We start from the raw sequence: 17121 nt of genomic DNA on the forward strand, positions 1-17121 counted from the left end.
AATCTTCCCGATTTTCATTGAATAACGATTTTAATTTATCGGCAACTTTTCGAGTAATGTAATTTGAAATTTTCTTCACATTTCCATCGGCTTGCAAATAAGAACGCGATACATTCAACGGAATATCTGGCGAATCAATTACCCCTTTTAGCATGCCTAAAAATTCGGGTACAATTCCTTCTACATTGTCGGTTACATACACCTGATTTTGATACAATTGAATTTTATCTTTTTGCAATTGTAAATCGGACGACATTTTAGGAAAATATAAAATTCCGGTCAAGTTAAACGGATAATCTACGTTCAAATGAATATTAAAAAGTGGTTCTTCAAATTGCATTGGATACAATTCGTGATAGAATTTTTTATATTCTTCATCGGTTAAATCCACTGGTTGTTTTGTCCATGCAGGATTTGGATTATTGATGATGTTGTCAACTTCTTGATATTCTGTTTTGTAATCTTCAGGAGCGTCTTCTGGTTTTGGAAGTGCTTCTTGTTTCGTTCCAAATTTAATTGGAATGGGCATGAATTTATTGTACTTCGTCAACAATTCACGAATTTTATATTCTTCTAAAAATTCTAATGAATCTTCTGCAATGTGCAAAATTACTTCCGAACCTCTATCTGTTTTATCGTGAGGAACTAATGAAAATTCTGGACTTCCATCACACGTCCAGTGTGCTGCTGGTTCATCTTTGTATGATTTTGTGATGATTTCCACTTTTGAAGCCACCATAAAAGCAGAGTAGAATCCTAGTCCAAAATGACCAATAACACCTGAATCTTTGGCAGAATCTTTATATTTCTCTAAAAATTCTTCCGCACCTGAAAAAGCAATTTGATTGATGTATTTTTCTACTTCATCAGCGGTCATTCCTAATCCTTGATCAATAATGTGTAATTTTTTACCTTCTTTATCGATTTTAATTTCAATAATTGGATTACCAAACTCTACTTTAGCTTCATCAATACTGGTTAAATGTTTTAATTTTAAAGTAGCGTCGGTTGCATTTGATACTAATTCACGAAGAAAAATTTCGTGGTCGCTATACAAGAATTTTTTGATTAAGGGAAAGATGTTTTCTACAGAAACATTAATTTTTCCTGATGCCATTTTTTAAAATTTTAGTTAAACAATTATACTTTACACATACTTCAAAAGGAATACCAATTTTCATTTGGTGACAAATTGACATAATTTTTAATTATATCTTTGTAAAAAAAATTAAATGCTTAAAGCAGAAAATATATCATTCTCCTATTTAAACGAAACAAATATTAAGAACATTTCTTTTTCTGTTTTAAAAGGTTCAAATTTTGCTATTATTGGCGAAAGTGGTTGTGGAAAAAGTACGCTGTTAAAAGTATTGTATGGTTTATATGATTTAAAGGGCGGAAATATTTTTTGGAATTCAATTGAAGTTCAAGGCCCAAAATATCATTTGATTCCGGGAATGCCTTTCATGAAATATTTAGCTCAAGATTTTGATTTAATGCCATTTATTTCTGTTGCCGAAAACGTAGGAAAGTATTTGTCTAATTTTTTTCCGGAACAGAAACAAGCCAGAATTGAAGAATTGCTTGAAATTGTTGAAATGACCAATTATGCGAATACCAAAGCAAAGTTTTTAAGTGGCGGACAAATGCAGCGTGTTGCTTTGGCAAAAGTTTTAGCCCTTGAACCCGAAGTTTTATTGCTAGATGAGCCATTTAGTCATATTGATAATTTTAGAAAAAATAGTCTTCGAAGAAAATTGTTTGCTTATTTAAAACAAAAAAACATAACGTGTATTGTTGCAACTCATGACAGTACCGATGTGTTATCCTTTGCAGATGAAGCTTTAATTTTAAAAGACGGAGAAACAATCGCCATTGGTAAACCAAAAGAAATTTATAATCAGTTAAATGACAAATATATTTCATCCCTTTTTGGCGATGTGAATGAATTTGTTTTTAAAGGAAAACAATTTTTGGTTTATCCACATCAGTTGAAAATTACTAACAATTCAGATCTAGTCGTCGAGGTGCTGTTTTCTTATTTTAGAGGAAATCAATACCTTATAGAAGCTAAATTTGAAAACCAAACTCTTTTTTTTGAAAGTGAAAAGGAATTGGAAACAGGAAGTAAGGTTTTTTTAACAATAACTAACGAGAATTAAATAATCCCAATTTAATTATTTCGTATTTTTATACCCTAAAATTTAATTCGATAAAGCTATGTACCACTCAAAAATATCAGGATTAGGATATTATGTTCCCGAGAATATTGTTACTAATGATGATTTGTCAAAAATTATAGAAACCAATGACGAATGGATTCAAGAACGAACAGGAATTCTAGAACGCCGTCATGTGATAAGAGGTGAAGACACTACCACTTCAATGGGAGTCAAAGCAGCTAAAATTGCAATTGAGCGTTCGGGTGTAGTTAAGGAAGATATTGATTTTGTCATTTTTGCAACCTTAAGTCCTGATTATTACTTTCCTGGGCCAGGAGTTTTAGTACAACGCGATTTAGGTCTAAGAACAGTTGGTGCATTAGATGTTCGTAATCAATGTTCAGGTTTTGTATATGCGATTTCAATTGCCGATCAATACATCAAAACCGGAATGTATAAAAATATCTTGGTTATTGGTTCCGAATTGCATTCAACGGGCTTGGATATGACTACTCGCGGAAGAGGCGTTTCTGTAATATTTGGTGATGGAGCAGGAGCAGCCGTACTTTCTAGAGAAGAAGATTTGGCCAAAGGAATTTTATCAACTCATTTACATTCCGAAGGGCAACATGCTGAAGAATTAGCCTTAATTGCACCAGGAATGGGAAAACGTTGGGTAACCGATATCATTGCTGATAACGACCCAAATGACGAAAGTTATTTTCCTTATATGAACGGACAATTCGTCTTTAAAAATGCAGTAGTTCGTTTTAGTGAAGTTATTAATGAAGGGTTACAAGCGAATGATTTGCAGGTTTCCGATATAAATCTTATGGTGCCACATCAGGCTAATTTGAGAATTTCTCAGTTCATCCAACAGAAATTTCGTTTAACCGATGATCAGGTTTTCAATAATATTCAAAAATATGGTAATACCACCGCAGCTTCCATTCCAATTGCTTTAACTGAAGCTTGGGAGCAAGGTAAAATTAAATCAGGAGATTTAGTAGTTCTAGCAGCTTTTGGTTCAGGTTTTACTTGGGGAAGTGTGATTATTAGATGGTAAAATTAGAGAACTGAATTAAGAAAATAGAATATAGAAATAATAAACAGAATATAGATAAAAAGCATTCAAATTTTTTTTGAGTGCTTTTTTTATTTTTATCCAAAAAACTAATCCCTATTTACGAATCACTAATTACTATTTATTATCTTTGCGCGTTCTAAAATTCAGGTAAAAATGACATTACATCACACATTAACTTTGTACATCCAGAAAGCGGTTCAAGAATTATTCGATTTAGCGATCGAAAAAATTGAATTTCAGGCGACTAGGAAAGATTTTGAAGGTGATATAACTATGGTTGTTTTTCCATTGGTAAAAGCATTAAAAGGTAATCCAGTTGAAATAGGAACTCAAATAGGAAATTACTTAGTTTCTCATGCAAATGAGGTGTCAAAATTTAATGTGGTAGGTGGATTTTTAAATTTGGTTATTTCAGATGCCTATTATGTGGATTTTTTCAATACGATTAAAAATAACGAAACGTTTGGTTTTGTAGCTCCAAAAGAAAACGAAAAGGCAGTAATGGTGGAATATTCATCACCAAACACTAATAAACCATTGCATTTAGGGCATATTCGTAATAATTTATTAGGTTATTCAGTTGCCGAAATTATTAAAGCTTCTGGAAAGAAAGTTTATAAAACACAAATCGTCAACGATAGAGGAATTCACATTTGTAAATCGATGTTGGCTTGGCAAAAATTCGGAAACGGACAAACGCCAGAATCAACAGGATTGAAAGGTGATAAATTGGTTGGGAATTTCTACGTTGAATTTGACAAACAGTACAAGAAAGAAATTTCAGAATTAATCGCTCAATGTAAAACCGAATACGAAGCAAAAAAATTAGCGCCATCAATTTTAGAAGCACAACAAATGCTTTTAGATTGGGAAAACGGAAAACCAGAAGTTATTGCACTTTGGAAAACCATGAACCAATGGGTGTATGATGGTTTCGAACAAACGTACAAAAACCTTGGGGTAAATTTCGACAGCTATTATTATGAATCAAACACGTATTTGCTTGGAAAAGAAGTAGTACAGTTTGGTTTAGAAAAAGGCATTTTCGAGAAAGATCCAGATGGTTCAGTTTGGATTGATTTAACTGCGGATGGATTAGATCGAAAAATCGTGCTTCGTTCTGATGGAACAGCGGTTTATATGACGCAAGACATTGGAACAGCAATCCAACGTGTGAAAGATTTTCCAGATGTGGGCGGAATGGTGTATACTGTTGGAAACGAACAAGATTATCATTTCAAAGTGTTATTCTTAATCTTGAAAAAGTTAGGATTTGATTGGGCAGATAGCTTGTATCATTTGTCATATGGAATGGTAGAATTGCCTTCAGGAAAAATGAAATCGCGTGAAGGAACTGTGGTAGATGCTGATGATTTAATGGCAGAAATGACTACGACTGCACAAACTATTTCAGAAGATTTAGGAAAATTAGAAGGTTATTCTGAAGATGAAAAAGCGGTTTTGTTCAAAACAATTGGTTTAGGAGCATTAAAATATTACATGTTGAAGGTAGATCCGAAAAAGCAAATGATGTTCAACCCTGAAGAATCAGTTGATTTCGCCGGAAATACAGGTCCGTTTATACAATATACCTATGCTCGAATTCAATCGATTTTACGAAAAGCTGATTTTGATACTTCGATTTCAATTTTGGGATTAGAGCTACATGAAAAAGAAAAGGAATTAATTAAACAAGTGCAGTTGTTTGCAGAAGTGATTCAAAACGCTGCTGATAGTCATAGCCCAGCGTTGATTGCAAATTATACGTATGAATTGGTTAAGGAGTTCAACTCGTTCTATCAGCAAGTTTCTATTTTAGGCGAAGAAAATCACGATAAAAAAGTGTTTAGAGTACAGTTGTCAAAATCAGTAGGAAATACCATTAAAAACGCTTTTCAGTTGTTAGGAATTGAAGTTCCTGAACGAATGTAAATTGAGTCATAAGATTGAACTTGGAAATTAGAAATATCGGAATTTTATTAAATGAACACATCAAAATATTTTATTCAGGCATTATTGGTAGTGGTTTTTTCAACCCTATCTTTTATTGTTTTTAAAGAATTTTTACCCAAGAAAATTTTTCCTGAAAGCACGGTCAACTCTAAAAACGTTGTGGTTGATAGTCTATTACTTGAAGCTATTGCCGAAGATGGTGCTCTAAAAGAAAAAGACACGTTGTCAAATAAAATCATAGATTATAAAGTGGTCAATGGAATAAAATTTCCTGATGAAACTTTTGATGAATATCAAGGAAACCAATATTTAGTTGCTTTTTTCGAAAAATTATATCAATTAGAAACTAAAAAACAAGGCAATGTTCGTATTGCTTATTTTGGTGATTCGATGACCGATGGCGACTTAATTGTGAAAGATTTTAGAACGTATTTACAAGAGCGTTTTGGCGGTCAAGGCGTTGGTTTTGTTAATATTACCTCAGAATCTGCAAGTTCTAGAAGTTCTCTGACTCATGAGTTTTCGGGTAATTGGAAAACACAGTCTTATCTAAAAGTTAAAAATCCTTCAAGAGCTTTTGGTGTAAATGGCCATGTGTTTTTTGCAAATGATACTTCAAATGTGGCTTGGGTAAAATTCAAAGCGACCAAAACTAAATTTGCAACTGAATTACACAGACCTACATTATTTTATGGAAGTTCTTCAAACAAATCGGGAAAAGTATTTTGTAATGCAAGTGATACCATTGGAAAAAAATTAGTACCAAATAATATACTGAATACCTTGACCTTGTCTGATGGAAATTTCAAAAGTCTTAAAGTAAATTTTTCAAAAGCCGATTCTATTCCTTTTTATGGAGTTAATTTTGATGACGGAAAAGGAATTCATGTTGATAATTTTTCGAATAGAGGAAATTCTGGATTGCCGCTAGGAACTTTTGATAAGTCTACCATGAAAGCTTTTCATGCAAAATTAGATTATGATTTAATTGTCTTGCAATATGGAGCAAATGTTTTGAATTATGGTACCAAAAACTATACTTGGTATGAAAAACGAATGACTAAAGTTGTCAAACATTTAAAAGAATGTTTTCCAGGGGTTTCGATATTAATTGTTTCTACGGCTGATAAATCCTCTAAGTATGATTTAGAAATGAAAACTGATTCGGCTGTAATTCCACTAAATAAAGCCCAAAAGCAATATGCAATTAAATCGGAATCAAGTTTTGTTAATTTATACACGTTAATGGGTGGAGATGGTTCTATGGTAAAATGGGTTGAAGCTGTACCTGCAAAAGCCAATAAAGATTATACGCATTTTAATCACAGAGGAGCAAAGGAAGTAGCCAATATTATTTATAGTCAAATTAGCCAAGGATACGAAACGTATAAAAATTTAAGAAAAAAACGAAAGCCTGCAGTTCCAGTAAAAATTGAAGCAGTTATCATCAAAAACGATTCAATACATGAAGAATAGCATTCTAGGATTGTTATTTTTATTGACTTCCTGTGTTTTTGCACAAGAGGTAGATTCTACTTTTGTTGTAATTGATTCTACAATAGTAGATAGTATTGAAGTTACATTTGATAAAAATGATATTCAAAACGCAAGTGCTCTGGTCGCTTTTTATGAACGATTGTATCAATTAGAACAAACAAAACAAGGTAATTTAAATATCGTACATATCGGAGATTCGCACATTCAAGCCGATTTATTTACCGCTCGAATGCGAAACAAAATGCAAGATAGTTTTGGTAATGCAGGTTTTGGGTTTACGTTTCCTTACAGTGTTGCAAAAACCAATAATAGTGCTCCCATTAGATTTAACGCATCGGGTGATTTTCAAAGCGTTCGAAATTTATATGCAGATAACTCAAAACAGGTTGGTTTAAGCGGAATTGCTTTGGAAACCAAATCAAATAATTTTTCCATTCAATTAGAAGTTAAAGATCCAAAATATAATTTTACCAGTTTAAAAATTATTACGCCTCAAAACGCTGATTTATTTGATGTTTCAGTTTCCAGTAAAAATACAATCATTGAAACAAAAGTGCCTAAGCGAGTAACTCATAAAGTTAAACCAGGGGAAGTTTTAGGCGGAATTGCAGATAAATATAATGTTTCATTAAAAGCATTGAAAAAAGCAAATGGTTTAAAAAGCGACCTTATTAGAGACGGAAAAATATTGATTATTCCCTCAAAGCAATTGCAACCTAGATTTATTACAAAAACAGAATTTGTTCCAATAGATTTGAGTCCGACTATTTTTTCGAATGACTTTCAAACAGAAAAACCATTAAATAAGATTGCAATTGTTCCCAATCAACAAATAAATGAGTTTGCATTAAATGGGTTAATTTTAGGTAATAATCAATCAGGGGTAACTTATAGCGGCATTGGTGTAAATGGCGCAAAATCTTCTGATTTTAATAAATTTCCGTTGTTTTTTGAACAATTAAAAGCGCTACAGCCCGATTTAATCATTATTTCGCTTGGAACTAATGAAAGTTTTGATAAGCAAACCGCAGATCAATATTTTTTCCAATTAGATCAAATGATTAACTCAATTAAATTCAAAACACCTCTAGCAACTATTTTAATTACAACACCACCGCCATCAGTTTTACATAGAAAGTATACCAATACTTTTATTGTAGATTATGCACAAAAAATAAAAACAAGAGCGCATACTACTGGTTATGCTGTTTGGGATTTATTTGAAGTTTTTGGAGGGAATAAAAATATTTTTAAAAATGCAGCAAAAGGTTTAATGTCACGAGATAAAGTACATTATTCAAAAGCAGGCTATGAAAAGCAAGCCGATTTATTTTTTGAAGCATTTTTAAAATCGTATGAATTATATAAATCAACAAAATAGTTGTGATAGCACTTTTTTCAATACAAAATTGGTTTACTGAAACCTTTGGAACTATAACGTTAGATACCGTTAAAAATTGGTTTATTTATAATCCAAAAGAGCCTTTGTTGTTTAATTCGGGTTTGTTTTTAGGTTTATTTATTGTTTTTTATGCGATTTATATTTCTCTACAAAATACGTTTTATAAGCGACTGGTTTATGTAATTGCATTTTCATTGTTTTTCTATTATAAATCAAGTGGAGTTTACTTTTTATTACTTATTGCTTCTTCTGTTGTAGATTATAATTTAGGTAATTTGGTACACCGAACCACAAATGTTTTTTATAAAAAAGTGTGTTTAGCGTTTAGTGTTATTTTAAACCTTGGCTTTTTAGGCTATTTTAAATATACTAATTTTGTAATTGACACCTATAATTCGGTTTCGGGCGCTAGTTTTGCGTTTCAAAAAATTATTCTTCCAGTCGGAATTTCGTTTTATACGTTTCAATCGATCAGTTACATCATTGAAGTGTATCGCAAGGAGATTGAACCTACAAAACATTACGTTGATTATTTGTTTTTTGTTTCTTTCTTTCCGCAGTTAGTTGCTGGGCCAATTGTAAGAGCCAAGGATTTTTTACCTCAAATTTATCAGAAATTAAATATTACCAAAGAAGAAGTAAATAGAGCTTTATTGTTAATTATAGGAGGTTTGTTAAAGAAAACTGTAATTTCAGATTATATCTCTATAAATTTTGTAGATCGTGTTTTTGATGCTCCTTCTAGTTATATGGCTTTTGAAAATTTGATGGCTTCGTATGGTTATGCTATCCAAATTTATTGCGATTTTTCTGGATATTCAGACATGGCAATTGGGGTTGCGTTATTATTAGGGTTTAAATTACCAACCAACTTCAGAACGCCCTATCAATCAGCTTCGATTACCGAGTTTTGGCGAAGATGGCATATTTCATTGTCTACATGGTTGAAAGATTTCTTGTACATTTCTGTGGGAGGAAATAGAAAAGGGACTTTTGCTGGGTTTTTATTTCCTGCATTGTTCTTTTTTATATTGATTTTATGGAGCATTTCATTTATTGGAACAAGTCATGTTCCATTATATATTTCAGTAGGAAGTGCTGTTGCTTTTGTAATGACTTTTTTGCTTTCAAAAGACAAAGAACGAACGATGTTTACCAATGTAAATCTTTTAACTACTATGTTATTAGGTGGATTGTGGCATGGTGCCAGTTTACGTTTTATAATTTGGGGAGCTCTGCACGGAATTGCCTTAGCGGTACATAAAATTGTATTGGAATATTTTCCAACAAAAGACAATGCAAAAAAGAATCTATTTAGTTTAATTTGGACGGCAATTGCAGTGTTATTGACTTTTCATTTTGTAACATTTTGCTGGATTTTCTTCCGAGCAAAAGATTTTGTAACAGCAATTGAAGTCATTCAAAATATTAGTGAAGTAACCTTTGACTTGGAACAATGGATGGTGATTATATCAGGATATAAAAATGTCTTTTTATTAATGGGTATCGGATTTATTTGGCATTTTCTTCCTGAAAAATTGGTTAACTTAATGCAAAATACGTTCAAAGCGCTTCCGTTACTTCTAAAAGCTGTGGTTTTAGGTTTTGTATTTTGGGTAGTTTATGCTACTGCTTCAGCTGGTCCGCAACCGTTTATTTATTTTCAGTTTTAAGTAACATTTGTTACACTTCCTGTTTCATAAATAAATTAAATTTGTTGAAAATATATTATGAAACAAATTTTATTTACAAATTGGCACGCCATGCGATTCATTCGATTAGCATTTGCCCTATTTCTATTTGTTCAAGCATTTGTAATTCAAGAGTGGTTTTTGGTTGCTTTTGGAGCCTTCTTTTTAATTCAAGCCATTTTTAACACAGGTTGTGGTGCAAATGGATGTCAAATTCCTAAGAAACTTTAAATTTCTAAAGTGATTTGAAAATTAACAAAAAAATAAGAGTACTATTTTTAAAATTATATATATTTGTATAAGTACATTAGTAAAATTAAATAATAACAATTTAAAAATTATAAAAATGAAAAAATTAGTTTCAATTATGGCAGTTGCTGCTTTCATGTTTTCAATGACAGTTAACGCTCAAGAACCAAAGCAAAAAGCAAAAAAAGAAACAGCTAAAACTGAAAAATCTTGTTCAACTGCAGAAAAAAAATCTTGTGGTTCAGAAGCAAAAACAGGTGGATGTTGTGCTTCTAAAAAAGCTGCTGAAAAAAAATCAGAATAGTTTTATACTAAATAAATTTCAAACGCCTCGATTTATCGGGGCGTTTTTGTTATAAACATGTTTCATATTTATAGTCGATATTTATTTCAATCGTCCATTACCAAGTGGTGCTTGATGGAAGATATTTTGTGTAAATTTAGGAATTAAAGATAAAATTGTGTAAATTAGCTTCTAAATATTAAATTATTGAAACATGAAAAAGCTTAAATTAGTTTCCATTTTAGCATTGGTTTATGTATTGAATGTTGCCTCAATGTGTTCAAGTGATGATGATAATTCAAATACACCGGCTGATCCAACACCAGTGATTAATACAGCAAGTTCTGGAACATGGACAATTACATTATACGAAGACAATGGAGTGAATGAAACAACTAATTATGCGAATTACATTTTTACGTTTGGCGCAAATAATGTTTTAACAGCTGCTAATACTAATACTTACACAGGGTCATGGTCAGTTACAAGTGATGATATCAATGATGATAGCCCTAGTGAAGATTTAGATTTCAACATTGCCTTTCTTGCTCCAGCTCCAATTGCATTCACAGATGATTTAACAGACGATTGGGATATTATTAGTTATACGGCTACTAGAATTCAATTGATTGATGTGAGTGGCGGTAATGGAGGTACAGATTACCTCACTTTTACAAAGAATTAGAAATTAAATGATACTTAAAACCAGCTTTTTAGCTGGTTTTTTTATTTAATACAAACCCCTTTTCTCACTTTGCATCTTTCTAACTTTATGTTATCTTTGCATTTCATTACACAAAATCAGAATTATGTTTGATAATTTAAGCGATAAGTTAGATAAAGCCCTTCATCTATTAAAAGGTCATGGTAAAATTACCGATGTTAATGTTGCCGATACTTTAAAAGAAGTACGAAGAGCTTTATTAGATGCCGACGTGAACTTTAAAATTGCAAAAGATTTTACAACTAGAGTAAAAGATAAAGCAATTGGAGAAAACGTATTAACTACTTTACAACCTGGACAATTAATGGTTAAAATCGTTAAAGACGAATTAACCGAATTAATGGGTGGTGATGCCGCTGGAATTAATCTTTCAGGAAATCCATCTGTGATTTTAATGTCGGGGTTGCAAGGTTCGGGTAAAACGACTTTCTCTGGTAAATTAGCTAATTTTCTAAAAACTAAAAAGAATAAAAAACCATTATTAGTAGCTTGTGATATTTATCGTCCTGCGGCAATTAATCAGTTGTATGTAGTGGGAGGTCAAATAGGTGTTGAAGTCTATTCAGAACCCGAGAATAAAAATCCGGTTGAAATAGCACAAAATGCCATCAAGCATGCTAAAGCAAATGGTTTTAATGTTGTAATTGTCGATACTGCGGGTCGTTTAGCAGTTGATGAAGAAATGATGAACGAAATTGCAAATGTTCACAAAGCAATTCAGCCTGAAGAAACCCTATTTGTGGTTGACGCCATGACGGGTCAAGATGCGGTAAATACTGCTAAAGCCTTCAATGACCGATTAAATTTTGACGGAGTTATCCTAACAAAATTAGATGGTGATACAAGAGGTGGAGCAGCAATTTCTATTAAATCGGTAGTAAATAAACCCATTAAATTCATCGGTACTGGTGAAAAAATGGAAGCTATCGATGTATTCTATCCAAATCGTATGGCGGAAAGAATCTTAGGAATGGGAGACGTTGTTTCCTTAGTAGAAAGAGCTCAAGAACAATATGATGAAGAAGAAGCAAGAAAATTACAAAAGAAAATTGCTAAAAACGAATTTGGTTTTGATGACTTTTTAGCTCAGATACAGCAAATCAAAAAGATGGGTAACATGAAAGATTTGATGGGAATGATTCCTGGTGCTGGCAAAGCGATGAAAGATGTAGAAATTGAAGACGATGCATTCAAACATATTGAGGCAATTATTCATTCCATGACTCCAATCGAACGCAGTAAACCTTCTTTGATTGATGTAAAACGTAAAACGAGAATTGCAAAAGGTTCAGGCAGAAAAATTGAAGAAGTCAACCAATTGATGAAACAGTTTGAGCAAATGAGCAAAATGATGAAAATGATGCAAGGCGGTGGCGGAAAAAATATGATGAAAGCCATGGCTGGAATGAAAGGTGGAATGCCCTCAATGCCTGGAATGAAATAAAGAAGTCGAAAGTCTTAAAACTTTAAAATAATCACAATGCAAATATTAGACGGAAAAAAAATATCGGAAGATATTAAAAATGAAATCGCCGCTGAGGTAGCTCAAATGAAAGCCAAAGGAGAAAAAGTGCCTCATTTAGCCGCAATTATTGTGGGAAATGATGGGGCAAGTTTAACCTATGTAGGAAGCAAAGTGAAATCGTGCGAGCGCGTAGGATTTGAATCAACACTTATTAAATTACCCAGTACCACTACCGAAATTGAGCTGCTGAAAAAAATCAAAGAACTGAATGAAAATGATGATATTGACGGATTCATTGTTCAGTTGCCTTTGCCTAAACAAATTGATACCCAAAAAATAATCGAAGCTATTGATCCAAGTAAAGATGTAGACGGATTCCATCCTGAAAATTTTGGTAAAATGGCCTTAGATATGTCCACTTTTATTCCAGCTACGCCATTTGGAATTTTAGAATTATTAGAGCGATACAACGTACCAACCGATGGAAAACACACTGTTGTTATTGGAAGAAGCCATATTGTAGGTCGTCCAATGGGAATTTTAATGGGAAGAAAAGGATTTCCAGGAAATTCAACGGTAACAGTAACACACAGTCATTCCAAAAATATTAATCAAATTACCTCACAAGCCGATATTATTATTTCTGCATTAGGTGTTCCTAATTTCTTGAAAGCAGAAATGGTCAAAGATGATGTAGTAGTTATCGACGTAGGAATTACTCGCGTTGATGATGAAACTACAGAAAAAGGTTACCGAATTGTAGGTGATGTTGATTTTGAAAATGTTTCTAAAAAAGCATCGTTCATCACGCCAGTTCCAGGAGGAGTAGGACCGATGACGATTGCCATGTTGTTGAAAAACACTCTTTTAGCAAGAGAACAAAGAAAGCTATAACATTAAAAAAGACCTGTTTTTCAGGTCTTTTTTGTTATTTACTTCTTCTGATAATCCGAAGTAAAAAATAATTCTACCGTTGGGTATTTCTGTTGCGTCATTTGGATCGAAAAATCACTATCGGCTAAGAATACCAATTGACCATATTTATCATGACCTAAGAATTTTTGTTTTACCCGTTTAAATTCGGCAAATTCTAAACTTTTAGGATCTTGTGGTTTTACCCAGCACGCTTTAAACGCAGGGAAGTTTTCATAGGTACATTTTGCACCATATTCATGCTCTAATCGGTATTGAATAACTTCATATTGTAAGGCGCCCACCGTACCAATTACTTTTCTACCATTCATTTCTAAGGTGAATAACTGAGCTACACCTTCGTCCATTAATTGATCCACTCCTTTTTCTAATTGTTTCGCTTTTAATGGGTCGGCATTATTAATATATCTAAAATGTTCGGGAGAAAAACTCGGAATTCCTTGAAAATTCATTTTTTCGCCTTCGGTTAAGGTATCTCCAATTTTAAAATTCCCTGTATCGTGTAATCCTACAATATCTCCTGGATAAGAAATATCTACAATCTCTTTTCTTTCTGCAAAAAAAGCATTCGGACTAGAGAATTTCATATTTTTTCCTTGTCGCACATGCAAATAAGGTTTGTTTTTTTCAAATGTTCCCGATACAATTTTCACGAAAGCTAAACGATCTCTGTGTTTTGGATCCATGTTGGCATGAATTTTAAAAACGAAGCCGCTTAATTTTTCTTCTTCGGGTTTTACTAATCGTGTATCGGATTCTTTTGGTCGTGGAGTTGGAGCTATTTCAATGAAACAATCAAGTAGTTCTCGTACTCCAAAATTATTTAATGCCGATCCAAAAAATACAGGTTGCAACTCACCAGTTAAATATTCATCAATTGAAAAAGCAGGATATACTTCTTCAATTAATTCTAATTCTTCACGCAATCTATTCGCTGGTTTTTCTCCAATTATTTTTTCGAGTTCAGGATTGTTGATATCATTGAAAGCAATGGTTTCTTCAATGTTTTTGCGACTATCTCCTTCAAATAAATTGATGTTTTTCTCCCAAATGTTGTAGATTCCTTTAAAATCATATCCCATTCCTATTGGAAAACTTAACGGAGTTACTCGAAGTTTTAATTTTTGCTCCACTTCGTCCATTAAATCAAAAGCGTCTTTACCTTCACGGTCTAATTTATTGATGAAAACAATCATTGGAATGTTTCTCATTCTACAAACTTCCACTAATTTTTCGGTTTGTTCCTCAACCCCTTTTGCAACGTCAATAACTACAATTACACTATCAACAGCCGTTAAAGTTCTAAAGGTATCTTCGGCAAAATCTTTGTGCCCAGGAGTATCTAAAATATTGATTTTTTTATCTTTGTAAATAAAGGCAAGTACCGATGTGGCTACCGAAATCCCTCTTTGACGCTCAATTTCCATAAAATCGGAAGTAGCTCCTTTTTTAATCTTATTGCTTTTAACCGCACCCGCTTCCTGAATAGCCCCTCCAAATAATAGTAGTTTTTCTGTGAGTGTAGTTTTTCCAGCATCGGGGTGTGATATAATTCCAAATGTGCGTCTTCTGCCAATTTCTTCGATAAAACTCATGTGTGAAAAATTTTTGCAAAAGTAACTATTTTAAAGAATTTTCTGTTAATACTACCTTATAAATGTTGTGGAATACTTATGAATTGTTATTTTTGTCGATTACAATTGGAAAAGCATCATATTATGAGAATTACACGTTTATTATTTTTTATTTTTATACTTGTTCAAAGTACCGTTTTGGCTCAGACCAAAGAAATTTTATTTTCTGTAGATAATCATCCTTATTATACCGATGAGTTTATAAGAGTTTACAATAAAAATTTAGACTTAGTAAAAGACGATTCTCAAAAAAATCTGGATAATTACTTAGAATTATTCATTGGTTATAAGTTAAAAGTTGAAAAAGCAAATAAAATAGGATTGCAAAATAGTGTTAACTATCAAAACGAATTAAAGTCATATCGCAATCAGCTTTCAAAAAATTATGTAAGCGATTCTAAAGTAACTAATGAATTAGTTCAAGAAGCGTATGATCGAATGAAGCAAGAAATTAGAGCTTCTCATATTTTAGTTTTGGTAGATGAAAGTGCATCGCCAGAAGACACCTTAAAAGCTTACCAAAAAATAACTGATATTAGAAAGCGTATTCTTGCCGGAGAAGATTTCATTACTTTGGCACAACAATTTTCTGAAGATCCTTCGGTAAAAGAAAATAATGGCGATTTAGGTTATTTTTCGTCATTTAGAATGGTTTATCCTTTTGAAAATGCAGCTTTTTCAACAGAATTAGGGCAAACTTCAAAACCTTTTCGCACCCGTTTTGGTTATCACATTGTAAAAGTTGTTGATAAGCGAGCAAATAGAGGTGAAGTTACCGTGGCGCATATTATGATTCTTAAACCTTCAGATCCTGCAATCAAAACTGAAGACAAGTCAAAGCAAACTATAGAAGATATTTATAAAAAAATTCAGCAAGGCGAATCGTTTGAAAGTTTAGCACAACAATTTTCTGAAGATAAATCTTCAGCTTCAAAAGGAGGAGTGTTGCAACGATTTGGTTCGGGCCAATTAAGTTCAGAAGAATTTGAAAGCGTGGCCTTTTCGCTTCAAAATAATAATGATATTTCGCAACCCTTTCAATCACAGTTTGGATGGCACATTGTAAAATTAATCGATAAGCATTCTATGCAATCGCTTTCAGAAATGAAATCAGATCTAGAAGATAGAGTTAGAAAAGATGAGCGTTCTTTGTTAATCACTAATTCATTAGCCAAAAAACTTCGTATAAAATATACCTATTCTAAAGTTCAGAAAACGTTTTCAGCTGTAAAAAAAGTGGTAAATGATGATTTTTATAATCAGACATGGGAAATACCTTCAAACGTTAAAGACAATCCATCTGAAATTTTAGTCATTAATAAGTCTAAAAAAGTATCATCACTTCAGTTTTTAAATTTTATTTATTCCCAACAGAAGGCGAAATTGAAAATAAAACCAGTTGCTAAATTAGTAGATGAATTATTTGAAAAATTTATTGATGAGCAACTTACTGCCTACTACAATGAAAATTTAGAAAATGAGTTTCAAGAGTTCAAATATGTTATGGAAGAATATAGAGATGGTTTGTTATTGTTTGATTTAATGGATAAAGAAATTTGGACCAAAGCAAAAACCGATACTCTTGGAATAAATGCTTTTTTCAAAAATAATACTAAAAACTATTTGTGGAAAAAACGTTATAAAGTTGATATACTTTCTTCAACTGATAAAATAATAATTGAAAAAGCTCAAAATTTCTTAAAAAAAGGAAAAACGGTTGACTACATTAAGGAAAAATTAAACCAAGAAGGAAAAGTTAACGTCATGGTTAAATCGGGTCTTTTTGAGGAAGATTATGATATTTTACCAAATTGTAAAAATCTAACAAAAGAGAATTTTTCAATAGTTCAAAAAGAGGCTTATTACTTTATTGTTAATGTGCTAGAAATTAAAGAAGCAGGTGAAAAAGAGTTTAATGATTGTAAAGGAAAAGTAATTAGTGATTACCAACAATATTTGGAGAATAACTGGGTAAACGAATTGAAAAAAGAATTTGAGGTTAAGATAAATCAAGAAGTATTTAACAAGGTAAAAGAGCAGT

Annotated in this window: 14 protein-coding genes; 12 read left to right on the forward strand and 2 right to left on the reverse strand. The window is 32.2% G+C overall.

The annotated features are described in order from the left end of the window. On the reverse strand, positions 1–1117 hold a 1117-nt coding region (htpG, locus tag ACIQZC_RS03715; RefSeq protein WP_396137895.1), incomplete at its 3' end, for a molecular chaperone HtpG. Between the two features lie 115 nt (positions 1118–1232). On the opposite strand from htpG, the gene ACIQZC_RS03720 reads away from it, so the two are divergent. The 11 genes from ACIQZC_RS03720 (at position 1233) to ACIQZC_RS03770 (ending at position 13407) form a co-directional block, all read left to right on the forward strand. Further along, positions 1233–2162, forward strand: coding sequence for an ABC transporter ATP-binding protein (locus tag ACIQZC_RS03720; protein WP_396137896.1), 930 nt, complete (start codon positions 1233–1235; stop codon positions 2160–2162). A gap of 58 nt (positions 2163–2220) precedes the next feature. Beyond that, positions 2221–3228: a 3-oxoacyl-ACP synthase III family protein gene (locus ACIQZC_RS03725; RefSeq protein ID WP_396137897.1), complete on the forward strand. Its 1008-nt coding sequence runs from the start codon at positions 2221–2223 to the stop codon at positions 3226–3228. 174 nt (positions 3229–3402) lie between these two features. Beyond that, a complete protein-coding gene (argS, locus tag ACIQZC_RS03730) occupies positions 3403–5181 on the forward strand; it encodes an arginine--tRNA ligase (protein WP_396137898.1) in 1779 nt (592 codons plus the stop codon). Between the two features lie 51 nt (positions 5182–5232). Beyond that, positions 5233–6678 (forward strand): hypothetical protein, encoded by a 1446-nt coding sequence (locus ACIQZC_RS03735; RefSeq protein WP_396137900.1) that lies wholly within the window; start codon positions 5233–5235, stop codon positions 6676–6678. Beyond that, positions 6668–8080, forward strand: a complete 1413-nt coding sequence (locus ACIQZC_RS03740) for a GDSL-type esterase/lipase family protein (protein ID WP_396137901.1) — start codon at positions 6668–6670, stop codon at positions 8078–8080. The genes ACIQZC_RS03735 and ACIQZC_RS03740 overlap by 11 nt, the downstream gene beginning before the upstream one ends. A 2-nt stretch (positions 8081–8082) precedes the next feature. Continuing rightward, positions 8083–9774 (forward strand): MBOAT family O-acyltransferase, encoded by a 1692-nt coding sequence (locus ACIQZC_RS03745; RefSeq protein WP_396137902.1) that lies wholly within the window; start codon positions 8083–8085, stop codon positions 9772–9774. A gap of 57 nt (positions 9775–9831) precedes the next feature. After that, positions 9832–10023 (forward strand): hypothetical protein, encoded by a 192-nt coding sequence (locus ACIQZC_RS03750; protein WP_396137903.1) that lies wholly within the window; start codon positions 9832–9834, stop codon positions 10021–10023. A 115-nt stretch (positions 10024–10138) separates the two neighbouring features. After that, positions 10139–10345, forward strand: a complete 207-nt coding sequence (locus ACIQZC_RS03755) for a hypothetical protein (protein ID WP_396137904.1) — start codon at positions 10139–10141, stop codon at positions 10343–10345. 193 nt (positions 10346–10538) lie between these two features. Continuing rightward, positions 10539–11009, forward strand: coding sequence for a hypothetical protein (locus ACIQZC_RS03760; protein ID WP_396137905.1), 471 nt, complete (start codon positions 10539–10541; stop codon positions 11007–11009). A gap of 124 nt (positions 11010–11133) precedes the next feature. Beyond that, positions 11134–12492, forward strand: coding sequence for a signal recognition particle protein (gene ffh, locus ACIQZC_RS03765; RefSeq protein WP_396137906.1), 1359 nt, complete (start codon positions 11134–11136; stop codon positions 12490–12492). A 36-nt stretch (positions 12493–12528) separates the two neighbouring features. After that, positions 12529–13407 (forward strand): bifunctional 5,10-methylenetetrahydrofolate dehydrogenase/5,10-methenyltetrahydrofolate cyclohydrolase, encoded by an 879-nt coding sequence (locus ACIQZC_RS03770; protein WP_396137907.1) that lies wholly within the window; start codon positions 12529–12531, stop codon positions 13405–13407. Positions 13408–13445: 38 nt separating this feature from the next. Here the strand turns inward: ACIQZC_RS03770 and ACIQZC_RS03775 are convergent, their stop codons facing one another. Continuing rightward, positions 13446–15041, reverse strand: coding sequence for a peptide chain release factor 3 (locus ACIQZC_RS03775; RefSeq protein WP_396137908.1), 1596 nt, complete (start codon positions 15039–15041; stop codon positions 13446–13448). Positions 15042–15164: 123 nt separating this feature from the next. On the opposite strand from ACIQZC_RS03775, the gene ACIQZC_RS03780 reads away from it, so the two are divergent. Continuing rightward, the coding region (locus ACIQZC_RS03780; protein WP_396137909.1) for a peptidylprolyl isomerase at positions 15165–17121 on the forward strand (1957 nt) is incomplete at its 3' end.

Origin of the sequence: Flavobacterium sp., from assembly GCF_044338735.1 — a bacterium.
Classification (GTDB): Bacteria; Bacteroidota; Bacteroidia; order Flavobacteriales; family Flavobacteriaceae; genus Flavobacterium.

Coding starts and splice junctions, on each gene's coding strand:
- ACIQZC_RS03740 (WP_396137901.1), top strand. CDS start 6,668: ATGAAGAATAGCATTCTAGGATTGTTATTTTTATTGACTTCCTGTGTT.
- ACIQZC_RS03770 (WP_396137907.1), top strand. CDS start 12,529: ATGCAAATATTAGACGGAAAAAAAATATCGGAAGATATTAAAAATGAA.
- ACIQZC_RS03755 (WP_396137904.1), top strand. CDS start 10,139: ATGAAAAAATTAGTTTCAATTATGGCAGTTGCTGCTTTCATGTTTTCA.
- ACIQZC_RS03750 (WP_396137903.1), top strand. CDS start 9,832: ATGAAACAAATTTTATTTACAAATTGGCACGCCATGCGATTCATTCGA.
- ACIQZC_RS03720 (WP_396137896.1), top strand. CDS start 1,233: ATGCTTAAAGCAGAAAATATATCATTCTCCTATTTAAACGAAACAAAT.
- ffh (WP_396137906.1), top strand. CDS start 11,134: ATGTTTGATAATTTAAGCGATAAGTTAGATAAAGCCCTTCATCTATTA.
- ACIQZC_RS03735 (WP_396137900.1), top strand. CDS start 5,233: ATGAACACATCAAAATATTTTATTCAGGCATTATTGGTAGTGGTTTTT.
- ACIQZC_RS03775 (WP_396137908.1), bottom strand. CDS start 15,041: ATGAGTTTTATCGAAGAAATTGGCAGAAGACGCACATTTGGAATTATA.
- ACIQZC_RS03725 (WP_396137897.1), top strand. CDS start 2,221: ATGTACCACTCAAAAATATCAGGATTAGGATATTATGTTCCCGAGAAT.
- argS (WP_396137898.1), top strand. CDS start 3,403: ATGACATTACATCACACATTAACTTTGTACATCCAGAAAGCGGTTCAA.
- ACIQZC_RS03760 (WP_396137905.1), top strand. CDS start 10,539: ATGAAAAAGCTTAAATTAGTTTCCATTTTAGCATTGGTTTATGTATTG.